Raw genomic sequence first — 21,005 nt, 5'->3', positions numbered from 1 at the left:
ACGCCACGGCGCCCCGACGGTGCCGCGGATCACCCTGCCCCGAGAAGGAGACGACATTGGTACGCGCAGTGAGCGCCGACGAGGTGGCGCCGACCCGGCACGCCTGGCGGATCGAGGCGGTGGGACTGTCGGTGAAGGCCGGGCGGCACCTGGCCGTCGACAACCTGGGCCTGACACTCGGTGCCGGCGTGCACGGGCTGCTCGGCCCCAACGGCGCCGGCAAGAGCACGCTGATGCGCGCGCTCGCCACTGTGGTCAAGCCGCACGCCGGAGTGCTGCGGCTGCTCGGCGCGGACGCCACCACGACCCGCGAGCTGCGGCCGGTGCGCCGCCGGCTCGGCTACCTGCCGCAGCAGTTCGGCTACTACCCCCGGTTCACCGTGCGGGAGTACGTCGAGTACGTGGCCTGGCTGCGGGAGATGCCGGCCTCGGCGGTGCCGGGCGCGGCCCAGCGGGCCATCGAACGGGTACGCCTCACCGACCGGGCCGACGCCAAACTCAAGTCGCTGTCCGGCGGCATGCTGCGCCGCGCCGGCATCGCCCAGGCGATCGTGAACGAACCGGACCTGCTGCTGCTCGACGAACCGACAGTCGGCCTCGACCCGGAACAGCGGGTCGAGTTCCGTGAACTGATCCGCGAACTCGGCGCGGACGCCTGCGTGCTGGTCTCCACCCACCTGGTGGAGGACGTGGTGGCGGCCTGCTCGGACGTCATCCTGATGGATCACGGCGCCCGCGTGTTCCAGGGCCTGCCCGCCGACCTGGTCCGCCACGGCGAGACCGGCGGCGTCGGCGACAGCGCCGCCGAGCGCGGCTACTCGTACCTCCTCCAGCAGCACCGGAGCGCCCGATGATCCGACAGGTACGCGTCGAACTGCGCCGCTCCAACGCGCCGGTCGTGGCGGTGCTGCTGATCGCCGTCGGCGTCATCGGCACCGCCAGCATGTACGACTTCTGGCAGGGACAGTGGCTGCGGCTGGGCTACGTGCACGCCTCCAACGTCTTCCTGCTGATGCCGCTCGCGCTCGCCGGTGGCGCGGTGCTCGGCCGCCGGGACCGCCGTACCCGCGCCGACGAGCTGATGAACAGCACCGGCCGGCCCCGCTGGCAGCGCGCGCTGCCGGCGATGACAGCGCTCGGCGTCGCCGCCGCCGCCGCGCACCTGCTCGTGGTCGCCGCCAGCGCGGCGGTGATCGCCACCGGCGGCACCTACCTCGGCGTACGCGGACTCGCCGGGCCGCTGATCGACGTGCTGGTGCTGGTGGGCGCGGCCTGGGTCGGTGTGGCAGCGGGCCGGCTGTGGTCCTCACCGCTGCTGCCGCCGCTGCTGGCCGCCGCCGGCCTGGTGGCGCAGGAGGGCACCGCCATGCTCGGCGGTCCGGCCGGTAGCCGGCTGACGAACGCGTCCCTCATGATCTCCTGGCCGCCGGACACGCCGTGGGAGACGCTGTCCGACCGGCTGCTGCTCAGCCGCCTGGCGCTGGGTGTCGGGCTGGTCCTCGCCGGACTGCTGCTGACGGCGGGCCGGTCGTGGCCGCTCCGGGCCGGCGCGGCGGCGAGCCTCGCCGCCGGTGTCGCGGGACTCCTGCTGATCAGCGCACCGGGTCCGGCCGGCATCTGGCAGCTCGACCAGTCTGCGCGCCGCTACGTCTGCGCCGACGGCACGCCGCAGGTGTGCGTCACCGCGATCAACGCGCACCTGCTGCCCCAGATCACTCCCGAGGCCCGCCGCGGGCTCGACGCGCTGGCGAAGCTGCCGAACGCACCGACCCGCGCGGTGGAACTGCGGCTGGACACCATCGGCAGCAACGACAGCGAGCAGTGGCACCGGCCCAAGCCGGCACCGGACACCGTGCAGTTCCTCCTGGAGATCGACCCGGACACCGGCCGGGTCGCCGACGTGGCCGAGCGCATCGCCCTGGGCGGCGGCACCGGTTGGTCCGGCTGCGGGCGCAGCGGCGACGACATCGCCCCGGCGATCGCCGCGGCCTGGCTGCTCGACGCCGAGACCGTACGGCTGTGGGATTCCTGGACCGGATACCGGTACGCCGACGAGCAGCAGGACGAGATCCGGGCCGGGGTGCGGCAGCTGCGCGCCCTGCCCGCCCCGGAGCAGTTGCGGCGGGTCACCGCGCTGCGGGACGCGGCCGCGCGGTGCGAGCCGGACCTGATGCCGGCGCTCACCGGACGGGCCGCGCCGTGACCCGCTGGCTGCCGCTGTACGTGCGGTCCCGCCGGATACCCGCCGCCCTGGCCGGATCGGCAGTCGCCGTCGCCGTGATGGCTCTTTCCTGGTCCGCCTTCACCGACCGTCCCGAGGTACCCGCCCGGCTCGCCGTGCTCACCACCGCGCTGGCGGTGGCGCCGCTCGGGCCGACGCTCGCCGGCACCGACCCGGCGCTGGAGCGGACCGCCGCGTGGCAGTGGGCGCCGCGCCGGGCCGGGCACCTGATCGGGTACGGCGCACTGGTGGTCGGACTGCTGGCCGCCGCCCGCGTGCTCGGCGCCGACTTCGGGCCGCTGTCAGTGCTGGCCCGCGACACGGCCGGCCTGATCGGGCTGGTCGGGCTCGGCGCAGCGCTGGCCGGCGCCCGGGCCGCCTGGCAGGTGCCGACCGCCTGGGCCGCGCTGGGCGCGTTGCTGGCCGCGCCGGGCGGGCCGAAATGGCGGCAGGTCGCGCTGTGGATGGCACAGGAGCCGGGCAACCGGATCGCCGCCGTCACCGCGGCGACCTTCCTCCTCGGCGGCGTCGTCGCGTACGCGCTGCGCGTGGGGCCACAGGTCGCGGCGGCCGAGGCGGCGCTGGAACAGTGACGTGCCGGACCTCGTCGCGCGCCCACGCGCGCGGCGAGGTCCGGCCGGTGTCAGGTCAGCGGCACCCAGGCCAGGGTGGTCATGCCGGCCAGGGCGGTCGCCTTGAGACCGGCGTCGGAGACCGTCCAGAGCACGCCGTCGATCATCAGCGAGCGGCGGATCGGCGCCCACTCGCGGCCGTCGTCCAGGGCGCCCGGGTGGTCGACGGCCCCGGCCACCGTGAAGCCCTTGTCGCCGACGCGCAGCGCCAGCACCCCGCCGGACGGCGCACGCCTGGTGCCGTCGGCGCGGTCGGTGACCACGCCCGGCTGCCGCACCGGGAGCACCACCAGACGCTCCGGCTCCCAGTACAGGAACGCGTGCGGGTCGTGTTCCACCTCGGACCAGCCGCCGGGGATGTGGTGCTGCGCGATCCGGGCCGGCCGGGCCGGGTCGGCCACGTCGAACAGCGACACCTGGGTGCCGGTCACCCGACCCTGGCCGGTCGCGTCCTGGCCGACGCCGATCAGGCGGCCGTCGCCGGCCGGGTGCAGGTACGCCGAGTACCCGTTGATCTTCAGCTCGCCGGTGACCCGGGGCGCGGCCGGGTCGCGCAGGTCCACGCCGTACAGCGGGTCGGTCTGCCGGAACGTGACCACGTATCCGGTGCCGCCGACGAACCGCACCGCGAAGATCTGCTCGCCCTTGCCGAGGCCGGTGACCGCGCCGACCCGCTTCAGCGTGGCCCCGTCGGCGCGCAGCACGTAGACGCCGGACTGGGAGGACCTCTCCCGCCTCCACGTGTCGCCGGTGGTGGTGGCGACCCGCAGGTGACCGTCCCACTCGGACAACGCGTACTGGTCGATCAGCCAGCCGGGCACCGACCCGGCGGCGACGAAGCGTGGCGTGGCCCCCGCGGTGTCGAACTGGTAGATCTCGGTGCCGGCGTCACGCGCCCCGGACGGCGCGCCACGCCACGTCCGCCAGCGCTGGTCGTTGGCGACGTAGAGGCGCGGGCCGTTGCTGTAGACGGTCTCACCGTCGGCGACCACGGTGACCGGGTCACCGGCGTCGAGCGCGGACGCGCCCAGGTCGAAGCTGAGCACCGTGACCATCGAGGCGCCGGAGAAGCCGGTCGGCCGGCTGACCCGGTCGCAGCCCACCCGTCCGGTGCCGACGGTCCGCACGCCGTCGCGGATCTCGTAGCGGGGCAGCCAGTCGTCGAGCGTGGCCTTGTCGATGATCGCCCGGTTGGCGGCGATCCGCTGGGCGTCGGTCTTACGGTCGGAGCGGAAGGGGAAGTCGAGCCGGGGCGTGGACCGGATCACCACCCGGGCGGTCGTACCGGACTGGCGGGCGTCGACCAGGAGGCCGTCGATCCGGTACTCCCCGACCACGCGGGGCGGTCCGGCGAGGTCCAGCAGGACCAGCCGGGCCTGCGGGGTCCTGCCCGGGCGGGTCTGCCCGTCCGGTACGGGGCCCTTGACGATCCGGCCCGCGTGCAGCAGCACGAGCGCCCGGTCGCCGTGCAGCAGCAGGCTCCCCTCGTCACCGGCGAACCGCTCGGCGTCGGGATCGAGCGCCAGCCGGCCGGTCACGCGGCGGCTCGCCGGATCGACCACCGACAGCACGCCCCCGGTGACAGTGACGATCCGCCGCCCGTCGGTCTTGACCATGTCCGGTTCGTCCACACCGGCCTCGTGCACGTTGGTGCCGGAGTAGGCCGCCGCGCCCGCATCCTTGGCGGCGCCGCCGAGCGCCGTCGCCCGTTCCGCGCTGAACTGCCGGAGGACGTCCGGTCCGAAGCCCCACGGGCCGACCGCCGCCTTCGCGGCCGTGCGGAGCTGCCGCAGCGCCTCGTCGCAGCCGTCGAACGCCACCAGCCGCAGCCCGCCGGCCGGCACGACCTGCCCGGCGGGCGGGCCGGCGGCCGGCGGCTCGGCGGCCGGGGGTGACGCGGTGCAGCCGGCGAGAGCCAGCGCGGCGGCCATCGTCCATCCAAGCGTCCGGGGTCCGTGACCTGTCATGCCGGTCAGACGTGGCGGTGACGGGCGCGGTTCCCGATCGCGCCGTCCCAACCGCCGGCCGTGCCGCTCGACACCCGATCGCGCGGCGCGACCGCCGGTCGCGCCGCTCAGCCGCCGGCCATCGCGCCGAGCACGATGAACGGCTCCTTGCCGGCGACCACCTCCTCCGGCAGCGGAGCGTCCGGGGACTCGTTGGAGAGGTCCAGTTCGCAGGCGTAGAAGCGGACGAACGGCCGGCGCTGCCCGCTGTGCCGGTCGCGGATCGTGCCGAGCAGCATCGGGTACGCGGTCTCCAGCGCGTCGAGCACCTCCCGCTGGGTGGGCGGCCCGGCCACCTCGACGCGTACCTCGCCGGCGACGTGCGCCAGGTTCTTCAGGTGCGCCGGCAGCACCACCCGGATCACGGCAGCACCTGGACCTCGACCGAGAGCACCGCCGGCAGGTCCCGCACGATCGGCGCCCAGGTGTCGCCGCCGTCGGCCGAGTGGTAGACCTGCCCGCCGGTGGTGCCGAAGTAGATGCCGCACGGGTCGAGCGTGTCGACGGCCATCGCGTCGCGCAGCACGTTGACGTAGCAGTGCGACTGCGGCAGGCCCTCGGTCAGCGGCTCCCAGTGCTCGCCGCCGGTGCGGCTGCGGTAGACGCGCAGCTTGCCCTCCGGCGGGTAGTGCAGCGAGTCGCTGGTGATCGGCACCACGTAGACCGTCTCCGGCTCGTGCGCGTGCACCGCGATCGGGAAACCGAAGTCCGTCGGCAGGTCACCGCTGACCTCCCGCCAGTTCGCGCCCGCGTCGTCGGTGCGCATGACGTCCCAGTGCTTCTGCATGAACAGCGTGTCCGGCCGGGACGGGTGCTGGGCGAGGCGGTGCACGCAGTGCCCGACCTCGGAGTCGGTGTCCGGGATCTCGCCCGAGCGCAGCCCTTTGTTGATCGGCAGCCAGCTCGCGCCGCCGTCGTCGCTGCGGAACGCGCCCGCCGCCGAGATCGCCACGTAGATCCGGTCCCGGTCGGCCGGGTCGAGGAGGATCGTGTGCAGGCACATCCCGCCCGCGCCGGGCTGCCAGGACGGGCCGGTCGGATGCTGCCGCAGGGCGGTCAGCTCGGACCACTTCTGGCCGCCGTCGGTGGTCAGGTAGAGGGCGGCGTCCTCGCCGCCCGCGTACACGGTGTCGGGGTCGTGGCGGGACGGCTCCAGGTGCCAGATCCGCTTGAACTCCCACGGCCGTGGGGTGCCGTCGTACCAGAGGTGCTGCCCCACCTCGCCGCTGTAGGCGAAGTCGTTGCCGGCCGTCGTCCACGTCCGGCCGCCGTCGTCCGAGCGCTGAATCAGCTGCCCGAACCAGCCGCCGGACTGGGACGCGTACAGCCGGTCCGGTTCGACTGGTGAACCTGTCAGGTGGTAGATCTCCCAGCCGCCGAAGTGCGGTCCGCCGACGGTCCAGTCGTCACGCTTGCCGTCCGAGGTCAGGATGAACGCGCCCTTGCGCGTGCCGACAAGTACTCGTATGCCGCTCATGTCTCGTCCTCTCGTCCGAGGGGGTTCTCCCGGCAATGACCGTGCGGCTCACCGAAACTCATCGCTGTCGTACTCCCCGGCTACGACATTTCCTGGTCGGACGGCCTGTGGCAGCGTCGCCACGCCGGTGCGGCCGGAATGTCGGGGGCTGCGGCTAGCCTGCGCGCATGACCGGCCCCGGAGACGTCCCACCCGAGCACCTCGACCGCCTGCGGCCGGTCTGCCTCGGCCTGCCGGAGACCTACGAGGAAGCAGCCTGGGTGGGCGTGCGGTGGCGGATCCGCGGCCGTACGTTCGCCCACGTGCTCACCGTCGACCCGGGCCACCAGGCGGCGTACGCGCGGGCCGCGGCGACCGACGAGCCGGTCTGCGTGATGACGTTCCGCTCCCCCGGCGACGAGATCGCCGGGCTGCTCGCGGCCGGGCCGCACTTCTTCAAGCCGGACTGGGCCGCCGACGTGGTGGGCCTGCGACTGGACGCGGGCACGGACTGGACCGAGGTCGCCGAACTGCTCACCGAGAGCTACTGCGTGCTGGCCCCGAAGAAGCTGGTCGCGCTGGTCGACCGGCCGCCGGGGCCGTGACGGCGCCCGGCGGGGCTTCCCAGAGGCGAGGCGTCGGCAGTACGGTGGTCGTGGTGTGCCGGGAAGCCTGGTCGGCGGTCGTTGCCCCGCCGACTCAGGAGCCGCGCGATGCGAGCCCGCCCCGCCGTACGCACCCGTGATCTGACCAAACACTACGGCCGCTTGGTGGCCCTCGACGGCCTGAATCTGACCGTCGAGGCGGGTGAGGTGCTCGGCCTCCTCGGTCCGAACGGCGCCGGCAAGTCCACCACCATCCGGTTGCTGCTCGGCCTCGCCCGTCCCACCCGGGGCGAGGCCCGGATCTTCGAGGCGGATGCGGCAGACGTGCGTGAGGCGCACCTGCTGCTGGCGTACGTCCCGGCCGACGTGGCGCTCTGGCCGCAGCTCACCGGTGCGGAGATCCTCGACCTGCTCGCCGCGACCGGACCCGGTGCGGACACCCGTTACCGGGGCGAACTCGTCGAGCGGTTCGCCCTCGACCTGTCCCGCCCGGCCGGCACCTACTCGACCGGAAACCGGCAGAAGGTCGCCCTGGTCGCTGCGTTCGCCACCCGGGCGCCGCTGCTCGTGCTCGACGAGCCGACGAGCGGCCTGGATCCGTTGATGGAACTGCAGTTCCGCCGTGCGGTCGGCGAAGCGCGGGACAACGGGCAGAGCGTGCTGCTCTGCTCACACCAGCTCGCCGAGGTGGAGGCGGTCTGTGACCGGGTGGCGATCCTGCGGGCCGGCCGGCTCGTGGACGTCGCCCCGGTGCCGGAGCTGCGGCGACTGCACCGGAGCGAGGTGACGGTACGGTTCACCGGCCCCGTGCCGGATCTGGCCGGCGTACCCGGCGTCGAAGCGGTCGAGGAGCGGGAGGGGCTGCTGCGCTTCACCCTCGCCGGCCCGCCCGCCGCCGCGCTGCGAGCCCTGTCCGGCGCGGAGATCAGCACGCTGACGGTGCGCGAGCCGAGCCTGGAGGAGATCTTCCTCGACTACTACGGGGAGCAGGCGTGACGCGCCCGGCCGGCACAGCGGTCAGCCTGCTCGCCGCCCGCGGGATCTGGCGGCCGGCCCTCGTCGTGACCGGCGTGACCGTCGGTATGTCCGTCCTCGTGGTGGGCACCTACGCGCGCACCGTCGGCGAGGGAATGGGCGCCTCCGGCCTGGAGGCGCTGGCGCGCAACCCCGCGATCCGCACCCTGTTCGGCGAACCCGTCGCACTGGACACCGCGGGCGGGTTCACCGTGTGGCGAACCGGCATGGTGCTGGCCGTGCTGGTCAGTGTGTGGAGCCTGCTGGCGACCGTCCGGTTGACCAGGGGCGAGGAGGAGGCCGGCCGGTGGGGGCTGCTGCTCGCCGGCCGGCTGACGCCGGCGGCGGTGCTGCGGCGTCACCTGGCACCGTTGACGGCGGCATCGGCGCTGGCCGGAACACTGCTCGCGGCCCCGCTGACGATCGCCGGCACGCCGTGGCAGGGGGCGCTGCTGCACGGTGCCGGTGTCGCCTCGGCCGGCGCGTTCGCGGTCGCGGTGGGCGCCGTCGTCGTGCAGGTCCAGCCGACCCGGGCGGGGGCGGCCGGCAGCGGCCTGGCCGTGCTCGGGGCCGGCCTCCTGGCGCGGATGACCGGCGACTCCGGGGCGGCGCCGGCGTGGCTCCGACTGCTTCCGCCATACGGTCCGCTCGCGCTCACCCGTCCCTATCACGAGAACCGGTGGACGCCGCTGCTCGTGTCGCTGGCCGCCGTCGTCCTGCTGACCGGGGCGGCGCTGGCCCTGTGCTCGCGGCGCGACGTGGGCGCCGGACTGCTGCGCCCACCGGCCGGCCGCGCACCGCGACGCGGCCTGCTCGGCTCGGTGCCGACCTTCGCGATGCGACGCGCCCTGCGCCCGCTCGCCGGCTGGACCGTCGGCGTCACCGCCTACTTCCTGCTGATCGGCGTGCTCGCCACGTCGCTGACCGGCTTCCTCGAGCAGAATCCCGCCTTCGCCGATCTCGCCGCGCGGGCGGGCTTCGGCGGGCTCGACCGGGTGCGGGGGTACGTGGCCACACTGTTCGCGCTGCTGACGGTGCCGATCGGCGCGTTCGCCACCGCGCGGCTGAACGCCTTCGTCGCCGCCGAGGCCGCCGGCCGGCTCACGCTGCTGCGGGCCGGTCCGGTCAGCCGGACCCGGCTGCTCGCCGCCGAGGTGGGCAGCGCGTCCGCCGGGGCGGTGGCTCTGGCGGTCGCCGCCGCTCTCGCGACGTGGCTGGGTACCACAGTGGTCGGCGCCGGCCTGCCGCTCACCGCCGCCCTGGCGGGCACGCTCAACGTGCTGCCGCTGGCGTTGGTCGGCGCCGGGGCGGCCACCCTCGCCGTCGGGGCGGCGCCCCGCCTGGTTCCCGTGCTGGGAATGCTGCCCACAGCGGGTGGTTTCCTGCTGGCAGTGGTGACGGAGAGCGTGCGCGCCCCCGCCTGGGTCGGTGCGCTGTCGCCGTACGCGCATCTCGCCGCGGTGCCCGACGCGGCGCCGAACTGGACGGCTCAGGGCGTGCTGGTCGCGGCGGCGTTAGTCCTGGCGGCCCTGGGCGGCTGGGCCTACGGTCGCCGGGATCTGGCGGGCTGAGTCAGCCGAGCTTCTTGCGCAGCGTCTCGAACGCCAGGTCCGGCCGCAGCGGCACACCGAACCGCTCGTCGCCGTACGGGAACGGGCTCAGCTCGCCGGTGCGGACGTAGCCGCGCCGCTCGTACCAGCCGATCAGGTCGTCGCGCTGGACGATCACTGTCATCCGCATCTCACCGGCGTGCCACTGCTCGGCCGCGTAGCGCTCGGCCTCGGCCAGCAGCTCCCGGCCCAGGCCGCCGCCCTGCCGGCCGGGGGCGACGGCGAACATGCCGAAGTAGACGTGGTCGTCGCGACGTTCCAGCTGGCAGCAGGCCACCAGGCCGCCGTCCTGCTCGGCGACCAGCACCACGCCGCCCGGGCCGGTGACGGCGGCAGCCACCATCTCCGGGTCGGTGCGCTGCCCGGCCAGCAGGTCCGCCTCGTGGGTCCAGCCCTGCCGGCTGCGCTCACCCCGGTACGCCGACTCGATCAGGTCGACGAGGGCGGTCACGTCCTCGGCGCGGGCGACCCGGACGGTACGGGATGCGGGGCTGGTCATGGCGGTTCTCCACGGTCGCGGCGACGTACCTGGTCAGCGTACGCAGGCGGGTGTCCCGGACGGCGGCCGGGACCACCGGGCGGGACGGTTCGTGGTTCACTGCCCGGCATGGAGACGATGATCGGCGCGGCGGGCCTGCCGGCGGTCCTCGATCTGCCGGCCGGGCCGGTACGCGGCGGCCTGGTGGTGCTGCACGGCTCGCACGCCGAGCAGCGGTCCTACTTCCTCTACGAACACCTGGCCCGGCTGCTGCCGCCGGCCGGGGTCGCGGTGCTGCGCTACGACCGCCGCGCCCGGATCGACGGGCACGACGTGCCGCTGGCCGAGCAGGCCGACGACGCGTCCGCCGCGCTCACCGAGCTGCGCCGGCACGTCGGGACGGCCCCGGTCGGGCTCTGGGGTTTCAGCCAGGGCGCGTGGGCGGCGGCGCTGACCGCCGTCCGGCACCCGGTCGACTTCCTCGTCCTCGTCGGGTGCAGCGCGGTGAGCCCCGCGGTCCAGATGCGCCACGGCACCGCCGAGCAGCTCCGCCGCAACGGCTACGGCCCGGCCGAGCTCGCCGAGCTGGCCGGGCTGCGCCGCGTCGCCGAGGGCTACCAGCGCGGTGAGGTGCCGCGCCCAGTGGCGCAGGCGGCGATCGACGCGGCGGCCCGGCAGCCGTGGTTCCCGCTGGCGTTCCTGCCCGAGCAGCTGCCCGCCACGGCCGGCACCTGGACCGACATGGACTACGACCCGGCGCCGGTGCTGGCGCGGCTGACCTGCCCGGTGCTGCTCTGCTACGGCGAGACGGACGCGTGGATCCCGATCGAGGACAGCCTCGCGGTGTGGCGACGGGCGGCGCGCCACGCCGAGCTGACGGTGGCTCGGCTGGCCGGCTGCGATCATGCGCCCACGCTCGGCGAGGGCGAGAGTCTGGACAGCGTCAGCCCGCAGTACGAGCGGGTGCTCCTGGACTGGCTCGGCCGGACGCTGCCGCTGCCGGGCTGAGTGGCCGGACTGAACAGCCGGGCGCCGCAGAACGCGGTCGCCCGCCCCGCATGGCCCGGCTACGCTGCCGCGCATGGACGCCGACCTGCCCACCTTCGAGTTCGCCTTCCCCGGCCCGCTGCGCGACCAGCTCGTCGCCGCGGTGCTCGACGGGAGCAAGACCACCACCACCGGGCTGGTCCAGGACTACGAGATCGACGGCGAGCCGCTGCCGGCGGTCGGCACCCGCTCGGCGGTGATCGACTCCGACGGCCGGCGGGTGGCGGTGATCGAGCTGGTCGAGGTCCGCGTCGCCCGCCTCGGTGACGTCGACCTCGACCACGCCCGGGACGAGGGCGAGGGGTTCGAGACGATCGCCGCCTGGCGAGCCGGCCACGAGCGGTTCTGGCACGGCGAGGACTACCGCGGCTGGCTCGGCGACCCGGCGTTCACCGTCGACGACGACACAGCGGCCGTGCTGGAACGCTTCCGGCTGGTCGAGACGCTCTGACGGCGGCCGGGCCGGTCACTCCGCGGCGAGCCAGGCGCGCAGTGCGGCGCCGTGCTCGTCCAGCTCCGGCGGCGGCAGGTCGTAGCGGGGCGGCGCCCCGGACAGGCCGATCGGGTTCCGGATGCCCGGCACCCCGCCGGTCGTCACCACCGGTTCCAGGCCCAGCCCGTGGGCCAGCGCCACCCCCTCGGCCACCGAGTTGATCGGGCTGCACGGCACGCCGGCGGCGCGCAGCTCGGCGAACCACTCCGCGCTTCCGCGCCGGGACAGCGCCGCCACCAGCAGCGCCCGCAGCTCGTCGCGGTGCGCGACCCGGTCGGCGTTGCGGCCGAACCGCGCGTCGCCGGCCAACTCCGGCACGCCGAGCACCCGGCAGAGGGTGCGGAACTGGGCGTCGTTCCCGGCGATCACCACCAGTTCGCCGTCGGCGGTGGGCAGCGGCTCGTACGGCACGATACTCGGGTGCGCGTTGCCCATCCGGTGCGGGGCCGCCGCACCCGCGACGTACGCGCTGGTGTGGTTGACCAGCCCGGACAGCGCCGAGGAGAGCAGGTCGACGGTGACGTGCTGCCCGCGCCCGGTCTCCTCCCGGTGTCGCAGCGCGGCCAGGATCCCGACCGCCGCGTGCAGCCCGGCGATCACGTCGAACACCGCCACCCCGGCCTTGTAGGGCGGGCCGTCCGCGTCCCCGGTGAGGCTCATCAGCCCGGCCGCGGCCTGCACCATGAGGTCGTACCCGGGCAGGTCGGCGCCCCCGGCGTCGCCGAAGCCGCTGATCGAGGCGTACACCAGGCGGGCGTTGCGGGCGGTGACCGTGTCGTGGTCGAGGCCGAAGCGGCGCAGCGCGCCCGGGCGGAAGTTCTGGATCAGCACGTCCGCCCGGCCGGCCAGCCGGTGCGCGAGCGTCAGGTCGCCGGGATCGGTCAGGTCGAGCACCAGCGAGCGCTTGTTGCGGTTGACCGCCAGGTAGTAGGTGGAGACGTCGTCGCGCACCGGGGGCCGCCAGCCGCGGGTGTCGTCGCCGCCGGGCGCCTCCACCTTGACCACGTCCGCGCCGAGGTCGGCCAGGAGCATCGTCGCGTACGGGCCGGCGAGGATCCGCGAGAAGTCGGCGACCAGCACCCCGTGCAACGGACCCGACATGCCACCCTCCCTCGCCGCCGACCACGATGACACATACCCGACGGCACGTCCGGCAGGGGTGGCCGGCCCGGCTACGGTCTCGGTACATCGGGCGGGCATACCGGAAAGGGGTGCGCATGTCGCTGCTGAGCGGGCTCGCCGGGTCCACCGACGAACGCCCCGGCGCGGTCCGGGTGGGCGACCGGTCGCTGTCCCGGGTGGAACTGCGCCGGGCGGCCGCCGCCGTCGCCGACGACCTGCGCGGCGCGACCCGGGTGGCGGTGCCCGCCACGGCCAGTCTGGAGACGGTGGTCGGCGTGGTCGGCGGGCTGCTCGCCGGCGCGGCGGTGGTGCCGGTGCCGCCCGACGCCGGCCCGATGGAACGCGACCACATCCTGCGCGACTCCGGCGCGGAACTGCTGCTCGCGCCGCCCGGCACACCGCACGCCGGCTCGCCGCCCGTCGTACCGCTGGACCTGGCCCGGCGCTCGGACACCGCGCATCCCGAACCGGACCCGGCGGCCACCGCGCTGATCCTCTACACCTCCGGCACCACCGGCGCGCCGAAGGGCGCGGTGCTGTCCCGCCGCGCGGTCGCCGCCTGCCTGGACGGGCTCGCCGACGCCTGGGCCTGGACCCCGGACGACCTGCTGGTGCACGGCCTGCCGCTGTTCCACGTGCACGGGCTGGTGCTCGGCGTGCTCGGCCCGCTGCGCGTCGGCAGCCGGCTGCACCACGTCGGCCGGCCCCACCCCGAGCGGTACGCGGCAGCCGGTGGCTCGCTGTACTTCGGCGTACCCACGATCTGGTCGCGGATCGCGGCGCGACCGGCGGCGGCGCGGGCGCTGCGCGGCGCCCGGCTGCTCGTGTCCGGCAGCGCGGCGCTGCCCGAGCCGGTCTTCGCGGCGCTGGCCGGGCTGACCGGGCACCGGCCGCTGGAGCGGTACGGCATGACCGAGACCCTCGTGACGGTGAGCGCCCGCGCCGACGGTCCCCGGCGGCCCGGCACGGTGGGCGTGCCGCTGCCCGGCGTGCGCACGCGGGTGGTGGACGAGCACGGCGGCCCGCTGCCCGCCGACGCGATGGGTGAGCTGCAGGTACGCGGCGGCACGCTGTTCGACGGCTACCTGAACCGGCCGGACGCCGACGCGGCCACCCGCACCGCCGACGGCTGGTTCCGCACCGGCGACATCGCGACTGTCGACCCGGACGGCGCGCACCGGATCGTCGGCCGGGCCGCCACCGACCTGATCAAGAGTGGCGGCTACCGGATCGGGGCCGGCGAGGTGGAGGACGCCCTCCTGGCCCACCCGGGCGTCCGGGAGGCGGCGGTGGTCGGCACGCCCCACCCCGACCTGGGCCAGCAGGTGACCGCGTACGTGGTGGGCGACGGCGTGGCCGAGACCGAGCTGATCGACTTCGTGGCGCGGCACCTGTCCGCGCACAAGCGCCCCCGCCAGGTGCGGCTGGTCGGCGCGCTGCCCCGCAACGCGATGGGCAAGGTGCAGAAATCCCGCCTGACCGAGGCGTGACCCGCACCCCGCCGGGAACCAGCGCGGCTCTGGCGACGACTATCCCTACATGGCGTGTGAGCAGTGGCGGGAGATCCTGTCGGCACAGCTGGACGGTGAGGCGTCCGGCTCGGAGATCGAGGCGGCCGAGGCGCACCTGACCGGCTGCGCCGGCTGCCGCGGCTGGTTCGACTCCGCGGCGTCGGTGACCCGGCGGGCCCGTACCCAGCTCGCCCCGCGGGTGCCCGACCTGGTCGACGCGGTCCTGGCCGCCGCTCCCCCGCCCCGGCCCAGCCGCCGCCACCGGATCACGCTCGGCCTGCGCGGGGCGCTCGGCCTGCTCGGCGCGGTGCAGCTCGTCCTCGGCCTGGCCCAGATCGGCCGGGAGGCCGTCGTCGAGCACGCGCACGCCTCCGGCCAGCACCTGTGGCACGAGTCGGCGGCGTGGAACGTCGCCGTCGGCGCCGGGTTCCTCTACGTGGCCGCGCGCCGGTCCGCCCCGTCCGGCCTGCTGCCGATGCTCAGCGCGTTCGTCGCCACGCTCGTACTGCTGTCCGTCAACGACCTGATCACCGGGCAGGTGGCGATGACCCGGCTGGTCAGCCACGGTTTCCTGCTTGTCGGCTGGGCCGTGATGCTGGTGCTGTCCCGCCTCGGCCGGCGCCCCGGCGACACCCCACCCGGGCAGCGCCGGTCGGAGGGCTCGCGGTGGGCGCTGCCGGCCGAGGAACCGGCCGCGCCGGCGCTGCGGCTGGTGCCGCCCGGCCCGTACCCCGCACAGGCCCGCGACCGGCGCGCCGCCTGACGGCCCTCGGCGCGGGTCACCGGGTCGCGGCTCACCCGGCCGGTCGCGATCCCGGCGGGCCCCGGCGGTCGTGGTGTCAGCGGGCGGGTCTCAGCGGGCCCGGCGGTCACGGGCGTCGCCGGACCAGGCGGCGACCAGGTCCTCCCGGGCGCGGGCCACGCGGGAGCGGATGGTGCCCACCGGGCAGCCGCACACCTCGGCCGCCTCGGCGTAGGACAGGCCGAGCACCTGGGTCGCCACGAACGCCTCCCGCCGGTCCGGCGCCAGCGTGGCGATGAGTCCGCGCAGCACCACGCCGTCGTCCCCGCCGCCGGTCACCGCGCCGGCCGCCTCGGCGGCGGCCTGCCAGTCCGGCAGCGCGGCCACCCGGGGCCGGGCGGTCGCCGCCCGCACGTGGTCCACCGCGACCCGGCGGGCGATGGTGAAGATCCAGGTACGCGCCGACGACCGGCCCGCGAAGCCGGGCAGGCTGCGCAGCGCGCGCAGGAACGTCTCCTGGGCCAGGTCGTCGGCCTCGGCCGGCCCGGCCAGATGAGCGAGGAAGCGCCACACCGGCGCCTGGAGGGCCCGCACGAACGCGGCAGCGGCCAGCTGGTCGCCCCGGGCGGCGCGGCGCGCCCACCCGGTCACCTGCTCGTCGTCGGCGTCCGGGCTCATCCGCGGCCGGCCCGCCGGTCCGGCATGCTCATGCCGGACGGTACGGATGCGCGCCCCGCTCGGTTCATTCCGCGTCCCTCCTGCCGGCGCCGCAGTGCCGCTCGCCCTCCGGTTGGTCGGCCGGCGGGCCGGGAAAGTTCCCTCGCCGTCAGTCGTCGACGGACACGGTGACCGGCCCGACCCGCAGCACGCCGTCGGTGAGCGGGGCGCACCGGACGCCGCCGCGGCGGCGCATCGCCTTCCACGTACCGGGAGCGACCACCACGTCGAGCCAGGCGCAGGGCGGCGCGGCTCGGTGCACCCGCAGCCGGACCGGGCCGTCGCCGGAGTCGAGCGTGAGCACGCGGCCCACCAGATCGTCCACCGGGATGCCCTCGGTGAGCACGTTGCGCCGCAGCTGGGTGAGGTCCGCGCCGGGCGGCAGCGACTCCCGCGCGATCAGCGTGACGCTCGCCTGCCGGTGCGCGGGGCGGCCGAAGTAGCGGTCACCGACGATGCCGAGCCCGGCGCGTAGCTCCACCCGGTCGACCAGTTCACCAGGTGGCGCGGGGGCGGGTCCGTCCGCCGGGCGGCCCACGTACCGGTGCACGGGCGAGGCCAGCAACTGGACGATCCGCGGCATGCCCGAAGTCTAATCGCGGGCATAACACCGCCAAACCGGACGATAGCCGCGCTCACGTATCCGGGCTCTTCGCAGGGCGTTGTACCAGGTGTGACGGCGAGGCGACCCGACGCGATCGGGGCTCATCCGCAGCGGCGACTGGCCTGGGCGCGGCGCGAGAACGAGCGCCGGCGCCAGGCGTACGAGACGGCGGCCCGGATCTGGCGCCGCCGCGCCGACCACCTCGACCGCCTGTCGATGGAGGCGGCGGGCTTCCGCGGCTGCACACTGCCCGGCACCGCACTGCCGGTGCCGCTGGACGACGGCGAGGTCGTCTACCGCATCCTGCCCACAGTCGACCTGGTCGAGGTCACGGCCCGGCACCTGCCCGGGCTGCCCGTGCCGGGTCGCACGCTCGCCGGCTGTCTCGACCCGTCCGGCGGCCCGCTGCCGGCGGGACTGCGCGTGGTCGACAGCGGCACCGCCGTGGTGACCGACCGGCGCGTGGCCTTCGCGGGGCACGACGCCTGGCGGTACTGGTCGCTGCGGGACGTACGCGGTCTCGGGCACCACCCGGACCGTCCGGTCACCCTGCTGCACGACGCCGACGGCGGCGCTCCGGCGGGCCTGCGCGTACCGGCCCCCGGCGCGGCGAACGCCAGGTTCTACCTCACCCTGGCCCACGCCGACGCCACCGGTACGCGGGAGGCGTTCGTCGAGGACGTCGAGGCGCTGCGGTCCGCCCACCGGGCCGCCCGGCCCCGGCCACCCCGGCCGCTCGGCCCGTGGGACGCCCCGGCCGACCGGGCACTCCCCCAGCGACTGGCCGCGGCGGGCGTCGCGGCGGTGGCCGTGCTGCTGGGCGTCACGTCCGCCGGCACCTGGACGGCGACAGCCGGGCAGACCGACCCGGCGCACGGACCGGCGACCGCGCCCGCCACCACGGCCGCACCTCCCGTCCCTGGGGTGCCGCCCGTGGCGACTCCGGTCGACCCGTCGTCGCCGGTGGTCCGGCCGACCCGATCCGCGCCGCCACCGAAGCGTCCCCCGCACGCGACCGCGGGGTCCGGGGCGCGGATCCTCACCACCGCACCGCCCGTCGCCGGGTCGCCGCCGGCACGGGTCGGCGACGTGCCGTCGACGCCTGTCGGGCCACCCAGCCCTCCCGCCGGCCAGGTGACTCCGGCGCCGACCGCGAGCCCGACGAGCGACCCGGACCCGACCGGGGAGCCCGGCCCCACCGGCGACCCGAGCCCGACGGTCTCCTCCGAGCCGCCACTGCTGGACCTGGTGGGCCAGGTCGGCCGACGGCTCGGCCTGGCGGTGGGGCTCGGCGGGACAGTCCAGATAGCCGCGGCCCTCTCCTGACCTCGCAGAGCCGAGTGCCAGCCGGGGACGAAGGTGCCGCCGTCCTCACGTCCCGCCGAGGACGGCGAACGAGGTGTCCGTGCCCGGGCGGTTGCCGTGGCGGCCGCTTGATCGACACCATTACGCCGAGGTGGCGGCATCCGGCGGGCTCGGACCCCGCCACCTCGGCGAGCTGGCGTGGATCAAGCCGAGGTGTCTCCGAGCCCCGACGATCTTGCACTTACTGCCCTCGGGATGGGCGATTCATCCCGCTTTCACGGGTCAGCAAGTGCAAGATCGCGGGGGCGGCGGCCGGGCGGCGGCGAAGGGCGGGGAGGGCTCGGTCAGGGAGTCCGGGGAGTGAGGAGGTAGTCGCCGTCGTCGGGGCTCCAGCGCAACTCCACCACGCCGCTCGTCGCGGCGGCCTTGCAGAACTGGAGGAAGCTGCGGTAGCCGAGCTTCTTCTCGCTGAAGTCGGGCCGGGCCCGCCGCAGCTGGTCCTTCAGGCCGGACAGCGCCACCGCCCCGCCGTCCGCGGCGAGGTCCACCACCACGGACCGGAGCAGCCCGAACGCGACCTCCCGGTCGCCCTGCTCGGGAAGGGACACCTCCGGGTCGCCCTTTGCCGGCCCGGCGGCCAGCTCCACCACGTTGTGCGCCGCGAGGTGGCGCAGCAGTTCCCCGAAGGTCCGGAAGCCGTAGTCGGACTCGCTGAACGTGGGGTCCTTGCGCAGCAGCGCGCGCTTGAGCGCGGAGGCGGTCACGTCGCCACTGGAGCTGCCCTGCATGCCGGCCACCGTCTGCACGAGCTGGACGGCGAGCGTGTCGACGTCCCGGGCCGACTCCTCCTCGGCCGGGGCGGTCTCGACGGCCGGCTCGGGCGCCGGCTCCACCGGCGAGGGCCGGGCCGGACGCGACCGGCGGGCGGCCGGTGGCGGTACGTCCACGCCTTCGAGGCGGTCGTAGTAGAGGAACTCGTCGCAGGCCGGCGGCAGCAGCGCGGAGGTGGACTTCTCCACCCCGACGCCGATCACCCGCTTGTTGAGTTCGCGCAGCTTGTGCACGAGCGGGGTGAAGTCGCTGTCCCCGGTGCAGATCACGAACGTGGAGATGTAGCCGCGCTCGAACGCCAGCTCGACCGCGTCCACGGCCATCTTGATGTCTGCGGCGTTCTTGCGCGATGCGCCCATCCGCTGGGGGATCTCGATCAGCTCGACGTGTGAGCGGGTCAGCATCCGCCGGTCCTCGTCGAAGTACGACCAGTCGGCGTACGCCCGGCGCACCACCACGCGTCCCCGCTCGGCGAGCGCGTCGGCGATCGGCCGGAAGTCGAACGGCCGGCCGCCGTGATGGTCCCGTACGCCCAGGGCCAGGTTCTCGTAGTCGAGGAACAGCGCAATCCGGTCTTCGTGATCCACACCGGCAGCCTAGCCCGGCCGGACCGCCGGACCGGTCAGCGCCGCTCGTCGCGGTAGACGGTCTCGCGGCGGGCCACCCGCTGGATCGCGTAGCTGGTGACCAGCAGCAACAACGCGAGCACGACCTCGACGCCGGCGACGGTGCCGGTGGCGACGGTGAGGCCGAGCAGCAGCAGGATCAGCCCGACGACGGCGAGCAGGCCCGCGAGCAGCAGCCGGTTACGCCGTCGCGCCGACCGCTGCGCGTCGTCTGCGCTCACGCTGGCCGCCTTCCTCCGGTTCCGTCTCCGATCCTAGGCGCCGGCCGTGACCGGGGTGGCGGATCTCGGCGCCGGAACGGCCCAGGGCCGGACGCATGTGCGTCCGGCCCTGGATGACGGCGGCGGTCAGTGGATCGGGACCGGCACCGGACGCTTGTCCTCGCCCGGGTCGCCGTCGAGCAGGTGCGAGGGCTCACGGCGGCGGGGCAGGAACGCGGCCGGAATGAAGGTCAGCAGCACCAGGCCGAAGGCGACCCAGAACGTGGTGGAGAAGGAGTTCGCCGCGTAGTCGAGCCCGCGCTCGATCAGCGACGGCGGCACCGGGAACTGCTGGATCAGTTCGGGCTGCTGCTGGGAGGCGATGGCGAGCTGGGCCTCGGTCAGCGGGGCGCCGGTGGCCGGGTCGGTCACGCCGGGGATCGGCCGCGAGCCGTTCAGCTCGCTGGTGAGGATGACCGACATGACCGCGGCGCCGACCGAGCCGCCGATCTGCTGGAGGATGTTGACGAGCGTCGAGCCGCGCGCCACCTCCGCCGCGCTGAGCGTCTTCAGCGCGGAGGTCATGATCGGCATCATCGTGCCGCCCATGCCGAGGCCCATCACGAACAGCGAGCCGCAGAGCAGCCAGTACGACGTGTCGGTGCCGAGCTGGGTGAAGGTGAAGAACCCCGCCGCGATGAGCACCAGCGCGAACGGCACCGTCCGGCCGACCGGCACCCGGTCGGCGAGCATGCCGGCGATCGGCATGGTCAGCATCGCGCCGATGCCCTGCGGCGCGATCAGCAGGCCCGCGGTCAGCGTCGTCTCGCCGCGCACCTGGAGGAAGTAGCTGGGGAACAGCAGGCCGGCGCCCATGAACGCGATGATGAACACGAACATGGTGACGGCGGCGATGGTCAGGTTGCGGTTACGGAACAGCCGCAGGTCGAGCAGCGGGTGCCGGGGCCGGAACGAGTAGAGCACGAAGGCGACCACGAGCGCGCCGCCGGCGAGCATCGGCAGCCAGACCTTGGTGTCGGCGACGGTGCCGGTCTCGGGCAGCGTGGAGATGCCGTAGAGGAACAGCGCGAGACCCGGCGAGAGCATGAGCATGCCGAGGAAGTCGAACGACTCGGACGGCTCGGCGTTGTCCTTCGGCAGGGCGAGCTGGGCGTAGACCAGGGCGACCACGCCGATCGGCAGGTTGATCAGGAAGATCCAGTGCCAGCTCGCGACGTCGATCAGCCAGCCGCCGAGGATCGGGCCGGTGATCGGGCCGAGCAGCATCGGGATGCCGAGCACCGCCATCAGGCGGCCGATGCGGTGCGGGCCGGCTGCCCTGGTCATGATCGTCATGCCGAGCGGCATGAGCATGCCGCCGCCGAGGCCCTGGACGACCCGCCAGGCGATCAGTTCGCCGATCGAGTCGGCCGTGGCGCAGAGCCCGGAGCCGATGGTGAACAGCGCCAGCGCCACCATGTAGAGGCGTTTCGTGCCGAACCGGTCGGCGGCCCAGCCGCTGAGCGGGATCACCGTGGCGAGCGCGAGCGTGTAGCCGGTCATGGTCCACGCGACGCGGGCGTACGTGGCGTCGAACTCGCTCTGGAACGTCGGCAGCGCCACGCTGACGACTGTCACGTCGAGGATCGACATGATCGCACCGAGCACGACGACGCCGGCCACCTTGAGTACGGCGGCGTCGAGTTTCGTCGACGTCGCTACGGGTTGCTGGGTCACTGACGGTCTCCTGGATCCGGTCCGGCACTGGGAGGCGGTGGCGGCGCC

The 21,005-nt window shown here is 74.9% G+C and carries 21 protein-coding genes; 11 read left to right on the top strand and 10 right to left on the bottom strand.

Features of this window, described 5'->3' with window-relative positions; genetic code table 11:
* Window positions 1-56: 56 nt before the first annotated feature.
* From O7611_RS13130 to O7611_RS13120, 3 genes are read left to right on the top strand one after another with little or no spacing between them, the layout of a single operon-like run.
* Complete coding sequence (locus O7611_RS13130) at window positions 57-854, top strand: ABC transporter ATP-binding protein (protein ID WP_194802428.1); 798 nt, start codon at window positions 57-59, stop codon at window positions 852-854.
* Window positions 851-2,203 carry a hypothetical protein gene (locus tag O7611_RS13125; protein WP_269696903.1) on the top strand — a complete coding sequence of 451 codons (1,353 nt, stop codon included), beginning with the start codon at window positions 851-853 and terminating at the stop codon, window positions 2,201-2,203. The genes O7611_RS13130 and O7611_RS13125 overlap by 4 nt, the downstream gene beginning before the upstream one ends.
* The gene (locus O7611_RS13120) at window positions 2,200-2,814 is read left to right on the top strand and encodes a hypothetical protein (protein WP_194802426.1); all 615 of its coding nucleotides are present in this window, start codon (window positions 2,200-2,202) and stop codon (window positions 2,812-2,814) included. The genes O7611_RS13125 and O7611_RS13120 overlap by 4 nt, the downstream gene beginning before the upstream one ends.
* A 50-nt stretch (window positions 2,815-2,864) precedes the next feature.
* Here the strand turns inward: O7611_RS13120 and O7611_RS13115 are convergent, their stop codons facing one another.
* The 3 genes from O7611_RS13115 to O7611_RS13105 all read right to left on the bottom strand — a co-directional run bounded on the left by O7611_RS13115 (window position 2,865) and on the right by O7611_RS13105 (window position 6,336).
* Window positions 2,865-4,784, bottom strand: coding sequence for a beta-propeller domain-containing protein (locus tag O7611_RS13115; protein ID WP_194802425.1), 1,920 nt, complete (start codon window positions 4,782-4,784; stop codon window positions 2,865-2,867).
* 143 nt (window positions 4,785-4,927) lie between these two features.
* Window positions 4,928-5,224, bottom strand: a complete 297-nt coding sequence (locus O7611_RS13110; RefSeq protein WP_135240025.1) for a MoaD/ThiS family protein — start codon at window positions 5,222-5,224, stop codon at window positions 4,928-4,930.
* Window positions 5,221-6,336 (bottom strand): WD40/YVTN/BNR-like repeat-containing protein, encoded by a 1,116-nt coding sequence (locus O7611_RS13105; RefSeq protein WP_194802424.1) that lies wholly within the window; start codon window positions 6,334-6,336, stop codon window positions 5,221-5,223. The genes O7611_RS13110 and O7611_RS13105 overlap by 4 nt, the downstream gene beginning before the upstream one ends.
* A 167-nt stretch (window positions 6,337-6,503) precedes the next feature.
* Between O7611_RS13105 and O7611_RS13100 the strand changes: the two genes are divergently transcribed.
* The 3 genes from O7611_RS13100 to O7611_RS13090 all read left to right on the top strand — a co-directional run bounded on the left by O7611_RS13100 (window position 6,504) and on the right by O7611_RS13090 (window position 9,505).
* Entirely contained in the window at window positions 6,504-6,920 is a 417-nt protein-coding gene (locus O7611_RS13100) for an MmcQ/YjbR family DNA-binding protein (RefSeq protein WP_194802423.1), read from the top strand.
* A gap of 108 nt (window positions 6,921-7,028) precedes the next feature.
* Complete coding sequence (locus tag O7611_RS13095; RefSeq protein WP_269696902.1) at window positions 7,029-7,916, top strand: ABC transporter ATP-binding protein; 888 nt, start codon at window positions 7,029-7,031, stop codon at window positions 7,914-7,916.
* Window positions 7,913-9,505: a hypothetical protein gene (locus tag O7611_RS13090; RefSeq protein WP_269696901.1), complete on the top strand. Its 1,593-nt coding sequence runs from the start codon at window positions 7,913-7,915 to the stop codon at window positions 9,503-9,505. Before O7611_RS13095 ends, O7611_RS13090 begins: the two co-directional genes overlap by 4 nt.
* A gap of 1 nt (window position 9,506) precedes the next feature.
* On the opposite strand, the gene O7611_RS13085 is transcribed toward O7611_RS13090, so the two are convergent.
* Window positions 9,507-10,043: a GNAT family N-acetyltransferase gene (locus tag O7611_RS13085; RefSeq protein WP_194802420.1), complete on the bottom strand. Its 537-nt coding sequence runs from the start codon at window positions 10,041-10,043 to the stop codon at window positions 9,507-9,509.
* A 108-nt stretch (window positions 10,044-10,151) separates the two neighbouring features.
* Between O7611_RS13085 and O7611_RS13080 the strand changes: the two genes are divergently transcribed.
* Together O7611_RS13080 and O7611_RS13075 are read left to right on the top strand one after the other, a co-directional pair.
* The gene (locus O7611_RS13080; RefSeq protein ID WP_194802419.1) at window positions 10,152-11,030 is read left to right on the top strand and encodes an alpha/beta hydrolase family protein; all 879 of its coding nucleotides are present in this window, start codon (window positions 10,152-10,154) and stop codon (window positions 11,028-11,030) included.
* 73 nt (window positions 11,031-11,103) lie between these two features.
* A complete protein-coding gene (locus O7611_RS13075; protein ID WP_194802418.1) occupies window positions 11,104-11,520 on the top strand; it encodes an ASCH domain-containing protein in 417 nt (138 codons plus the stop codon).
* Window positions 11,521-11,535: 15 nt separating this feature from the next.
* Here O7611_RS13075 and O7611_RS13070 read toward each other — a convergent pair whose 3' ends face one another.
* Entirely contained in the window at window positions 11,536-12,663 is a 1,128-nt protein-coding gene (locus O7611_RS13070) for a CaiB/BaiF CoA transferase family protein (protein ID WP_269696900.1), read from the bottom strand.
* Between the two features lie 116 nt (window positions 12,664-12,779).
* On the opposite strand from O7611_RS13070, the gene O7611_RS13065 reads away from it, so the two are divergent.
* Complete coding sequence (locus tag O7611_RS13065; protein WP_269696899.1) at window positions 12,780-14,174, top strand: acyl-CoA synthetase; 1,395 nt, start codon at window positions 12,780-12,782, stop codon at window positions 14,172-14,174.
* 49 nt (window positions 14,175-14,223) lie between these two features.
* A complete protein-coding gene (locus tag O7611_RS13060; RefSeq protein WP_194802415.1) occupies window positions 14,224-14,958 on the top strand; it encodes a zf-HC2 domain-containing protein in 735 nt (244 codons plus the stop codon).
* 90 nt (window positions 14,959-15,048) lie between these two features.
* Here the strand turns inward: O7611_RS13060 and O7611_RS13055 are convergent, their stop codons facing one another.
* Both O7611_RS13055 and O7611_RS13050 read right to left on the bottom strand, forming a co-directional pair.
* Window positions 15,049-15,615: a sigma-70 family RNA polymerase sigma factor gene (locus O7611_RS13055; protein ID WP_120570026.1), complete on the bottom strand. Its 567-nt coding sequence runs from the start codon at window positions 15,613-15,615 to the stop codon at window positions 15,049-15,051.
* Window positions 15,616-15,763: 148 nt separating this feature from the next.
* Window positions 15,764-16,237 (bottom strand): molybdenum cofactor biosysynthesis protein, encoded by a 474-nt coding sequence (locus O7611_RS13050; RefSeq protein ID WP_194802414.1) that lies wholly within the window; start codon window positions 16,235-16,237, stop codon window positions 15,764-15,766.
* Window positions 16,238-16,327: 90 nt separating this feature from the next.
* Here O7611_RS13050 and O7611_RS13045 point away from each other — a divergent pair, with 90 nt between their 5' ends.
* Window positions 16,328-17,584: a hypothetical protein gene (locus O7611_RS13045; RefSeq protein WP_269696898.1), complete on the top strand. Its 1,257-nt coding sequence runs from the start codon at window positions 16,328-16,330 to the stop codon at window positions 17,582-17,584.
* A gap of 323 nt (window positions 17,585-17,907) precedes the next feature.
* Here the strand turns inward: O7611_RS13045 and O7611_RS13040 are convergent, their stop codons facing one another.
* The 3 genes from O7611_RS13040 to O7611_RS13030 all read right to left on the bottom strand — a co-directional run bounded on the left by O7611_RS13040 (window position 17,908) and on the right by O7611_RS13030 (window position 20,957).
* Window positions 17,908-18,981: an NYN domain-containing protein gene (locus O7611_RS13040; RefSeq protein WP_269696897.1), complete on the bottom strand. Its 1,074-nt coding sequence runs from the start codon at window positions 18,979-18,981 to the stop codon at window positions 17,908-17,910.
* A gap of 35 nt (window positions 18,982-19,016) precedes the next feature.
* Window positions 19,017-19,241, bottom strand: coding sequence for a hypothetical protein (locus O7611_RS13035; protein WP_013286169.1), 225 nt, complete (start codon window positions 19,239-19,241; stop codon window positions 19,017-19,019).
* Window positions 19,242-19,367: 126 nt separating this feature from the next.
* The gene (locus O7611_RS13030) at window positions 19,368-20,957 is read right to left on the bottom strand and encodes a DHA2 family efflux MFS transporter permease subunit (protein WP_194802412.1); all 1,590 of its coding nucleotides are present in this window, start codon (window positions 20,955-20,957) and stop codon (window positions 19,368-19,370) included.
* Between the last annotated feature and the right edge of the window lie 48 nt (window positions 20,958-21,005).

The sequence above is a fragment of the Micromonospora sp. WMMC273 genome (assembly GCF_027460285.1).
Classification (GTDB): Bacteria; Actinomycetota; Actinomycetes; order Mycobacteriales; family Micromonosporaceae; genus Micromonospora; species Micromonospora aurantiaca.
This window is presented reverse-complemented; position numbering and strand designations above follow the sequence as displayed.

Bases quoted from the DNA above. Each gene is read 5' to 3' on its own strand.
- O7611_RS13125 (WP_269696903.1), top strand. From the start codon at position 851: ATGATCCGACAGGTACGCGTCGAACTGCGCCGCTCCAACGCGCCGGTC.
- O7611_RS13115 (WP_194802425.1), bottom strand. From the start codon at position 4,784: ATGGCCGCCGCGCTGGCTCTCGCCGGCTGCACCGCGTCACCCCCGGCC.
- O7611_RS13105 (WP_194802424.1), bottom strand. From the start codon at position 6,336: ATGAGCGGCATACGAGTACTTGTCGGCACGCGCAAGGGCGCGTTCATC.
- O7611_RS13100 (WP_194802423.1), top strand. From the start codon at position 6,504: ATGACCGGCCCCGGAGACGTCCCACCCGAGCACCTCGACCGCCTGCGG.
- O7611_RS13095 (WP_269696902.1), top strand. From the start codon at position 7,029: ATGCGAGCCCGCCCCGCCGTACGCACCCGTGATCTGACCAAACACTAC.
- O7611_RS13085 (WP_194802420.1), bottom strand. From the start codon at position 10,043: ATGACCAGCCCCGCATCCCGTACCGTCCGGGTCGCCCGCGCCGAGGAC.
- O7611_RS13080 (WP_194802419.1), top strand. From the start codon at position 10,152: ATGGAGACGATGATCGGCGCGGCGGGCCTGCCGGCGGTCCTCGATCTG.
- O7611_RS13075 (WP_194802418.1), top strand. From the start codon at position 11,104: ATGGACGCCGACCTGCCCACCTTCGAGTTCGCCTTCCCCGGCCCGCTG.
- O7611_RS13070 (WP_269696900.1), bottom strand. From the start codon at position 12,663: ATGTCGGGTCCGTTGCACGGGGTGCTGGTCGCCGACTTCTCGCGGATC.
- O7611_RS13065 (WP_269696899.1), top strand. From the start codon at position 12,780: ATGTCGCTGCTGAGCGGGCTCGCCGGGTCCACCGACGAACGCCCCGGC.
- O7611_RS13060 (WP_194802415.1), top strand. From the start codon at position 14,224: ATGGCGTGTGAGCAGTGGCGGGAGATCCTGTCGGCACAGCTGGACGGT.
- O7611_RS13055 (WP_120570026.1), bottom strand. From the start codon at position 15,615: ATGAGCCCGGACGCCGACGACGAGCAGGTGACCGGGTGGGCGCGCCGC.
- O7611_RS13050 (WP_194802414.1), bottom strand. From the start codon at position 16,237: ATGCCGCGGATCGTCCAGTTGCTGGCCTCGCCCGTGCACCGGTACGTG.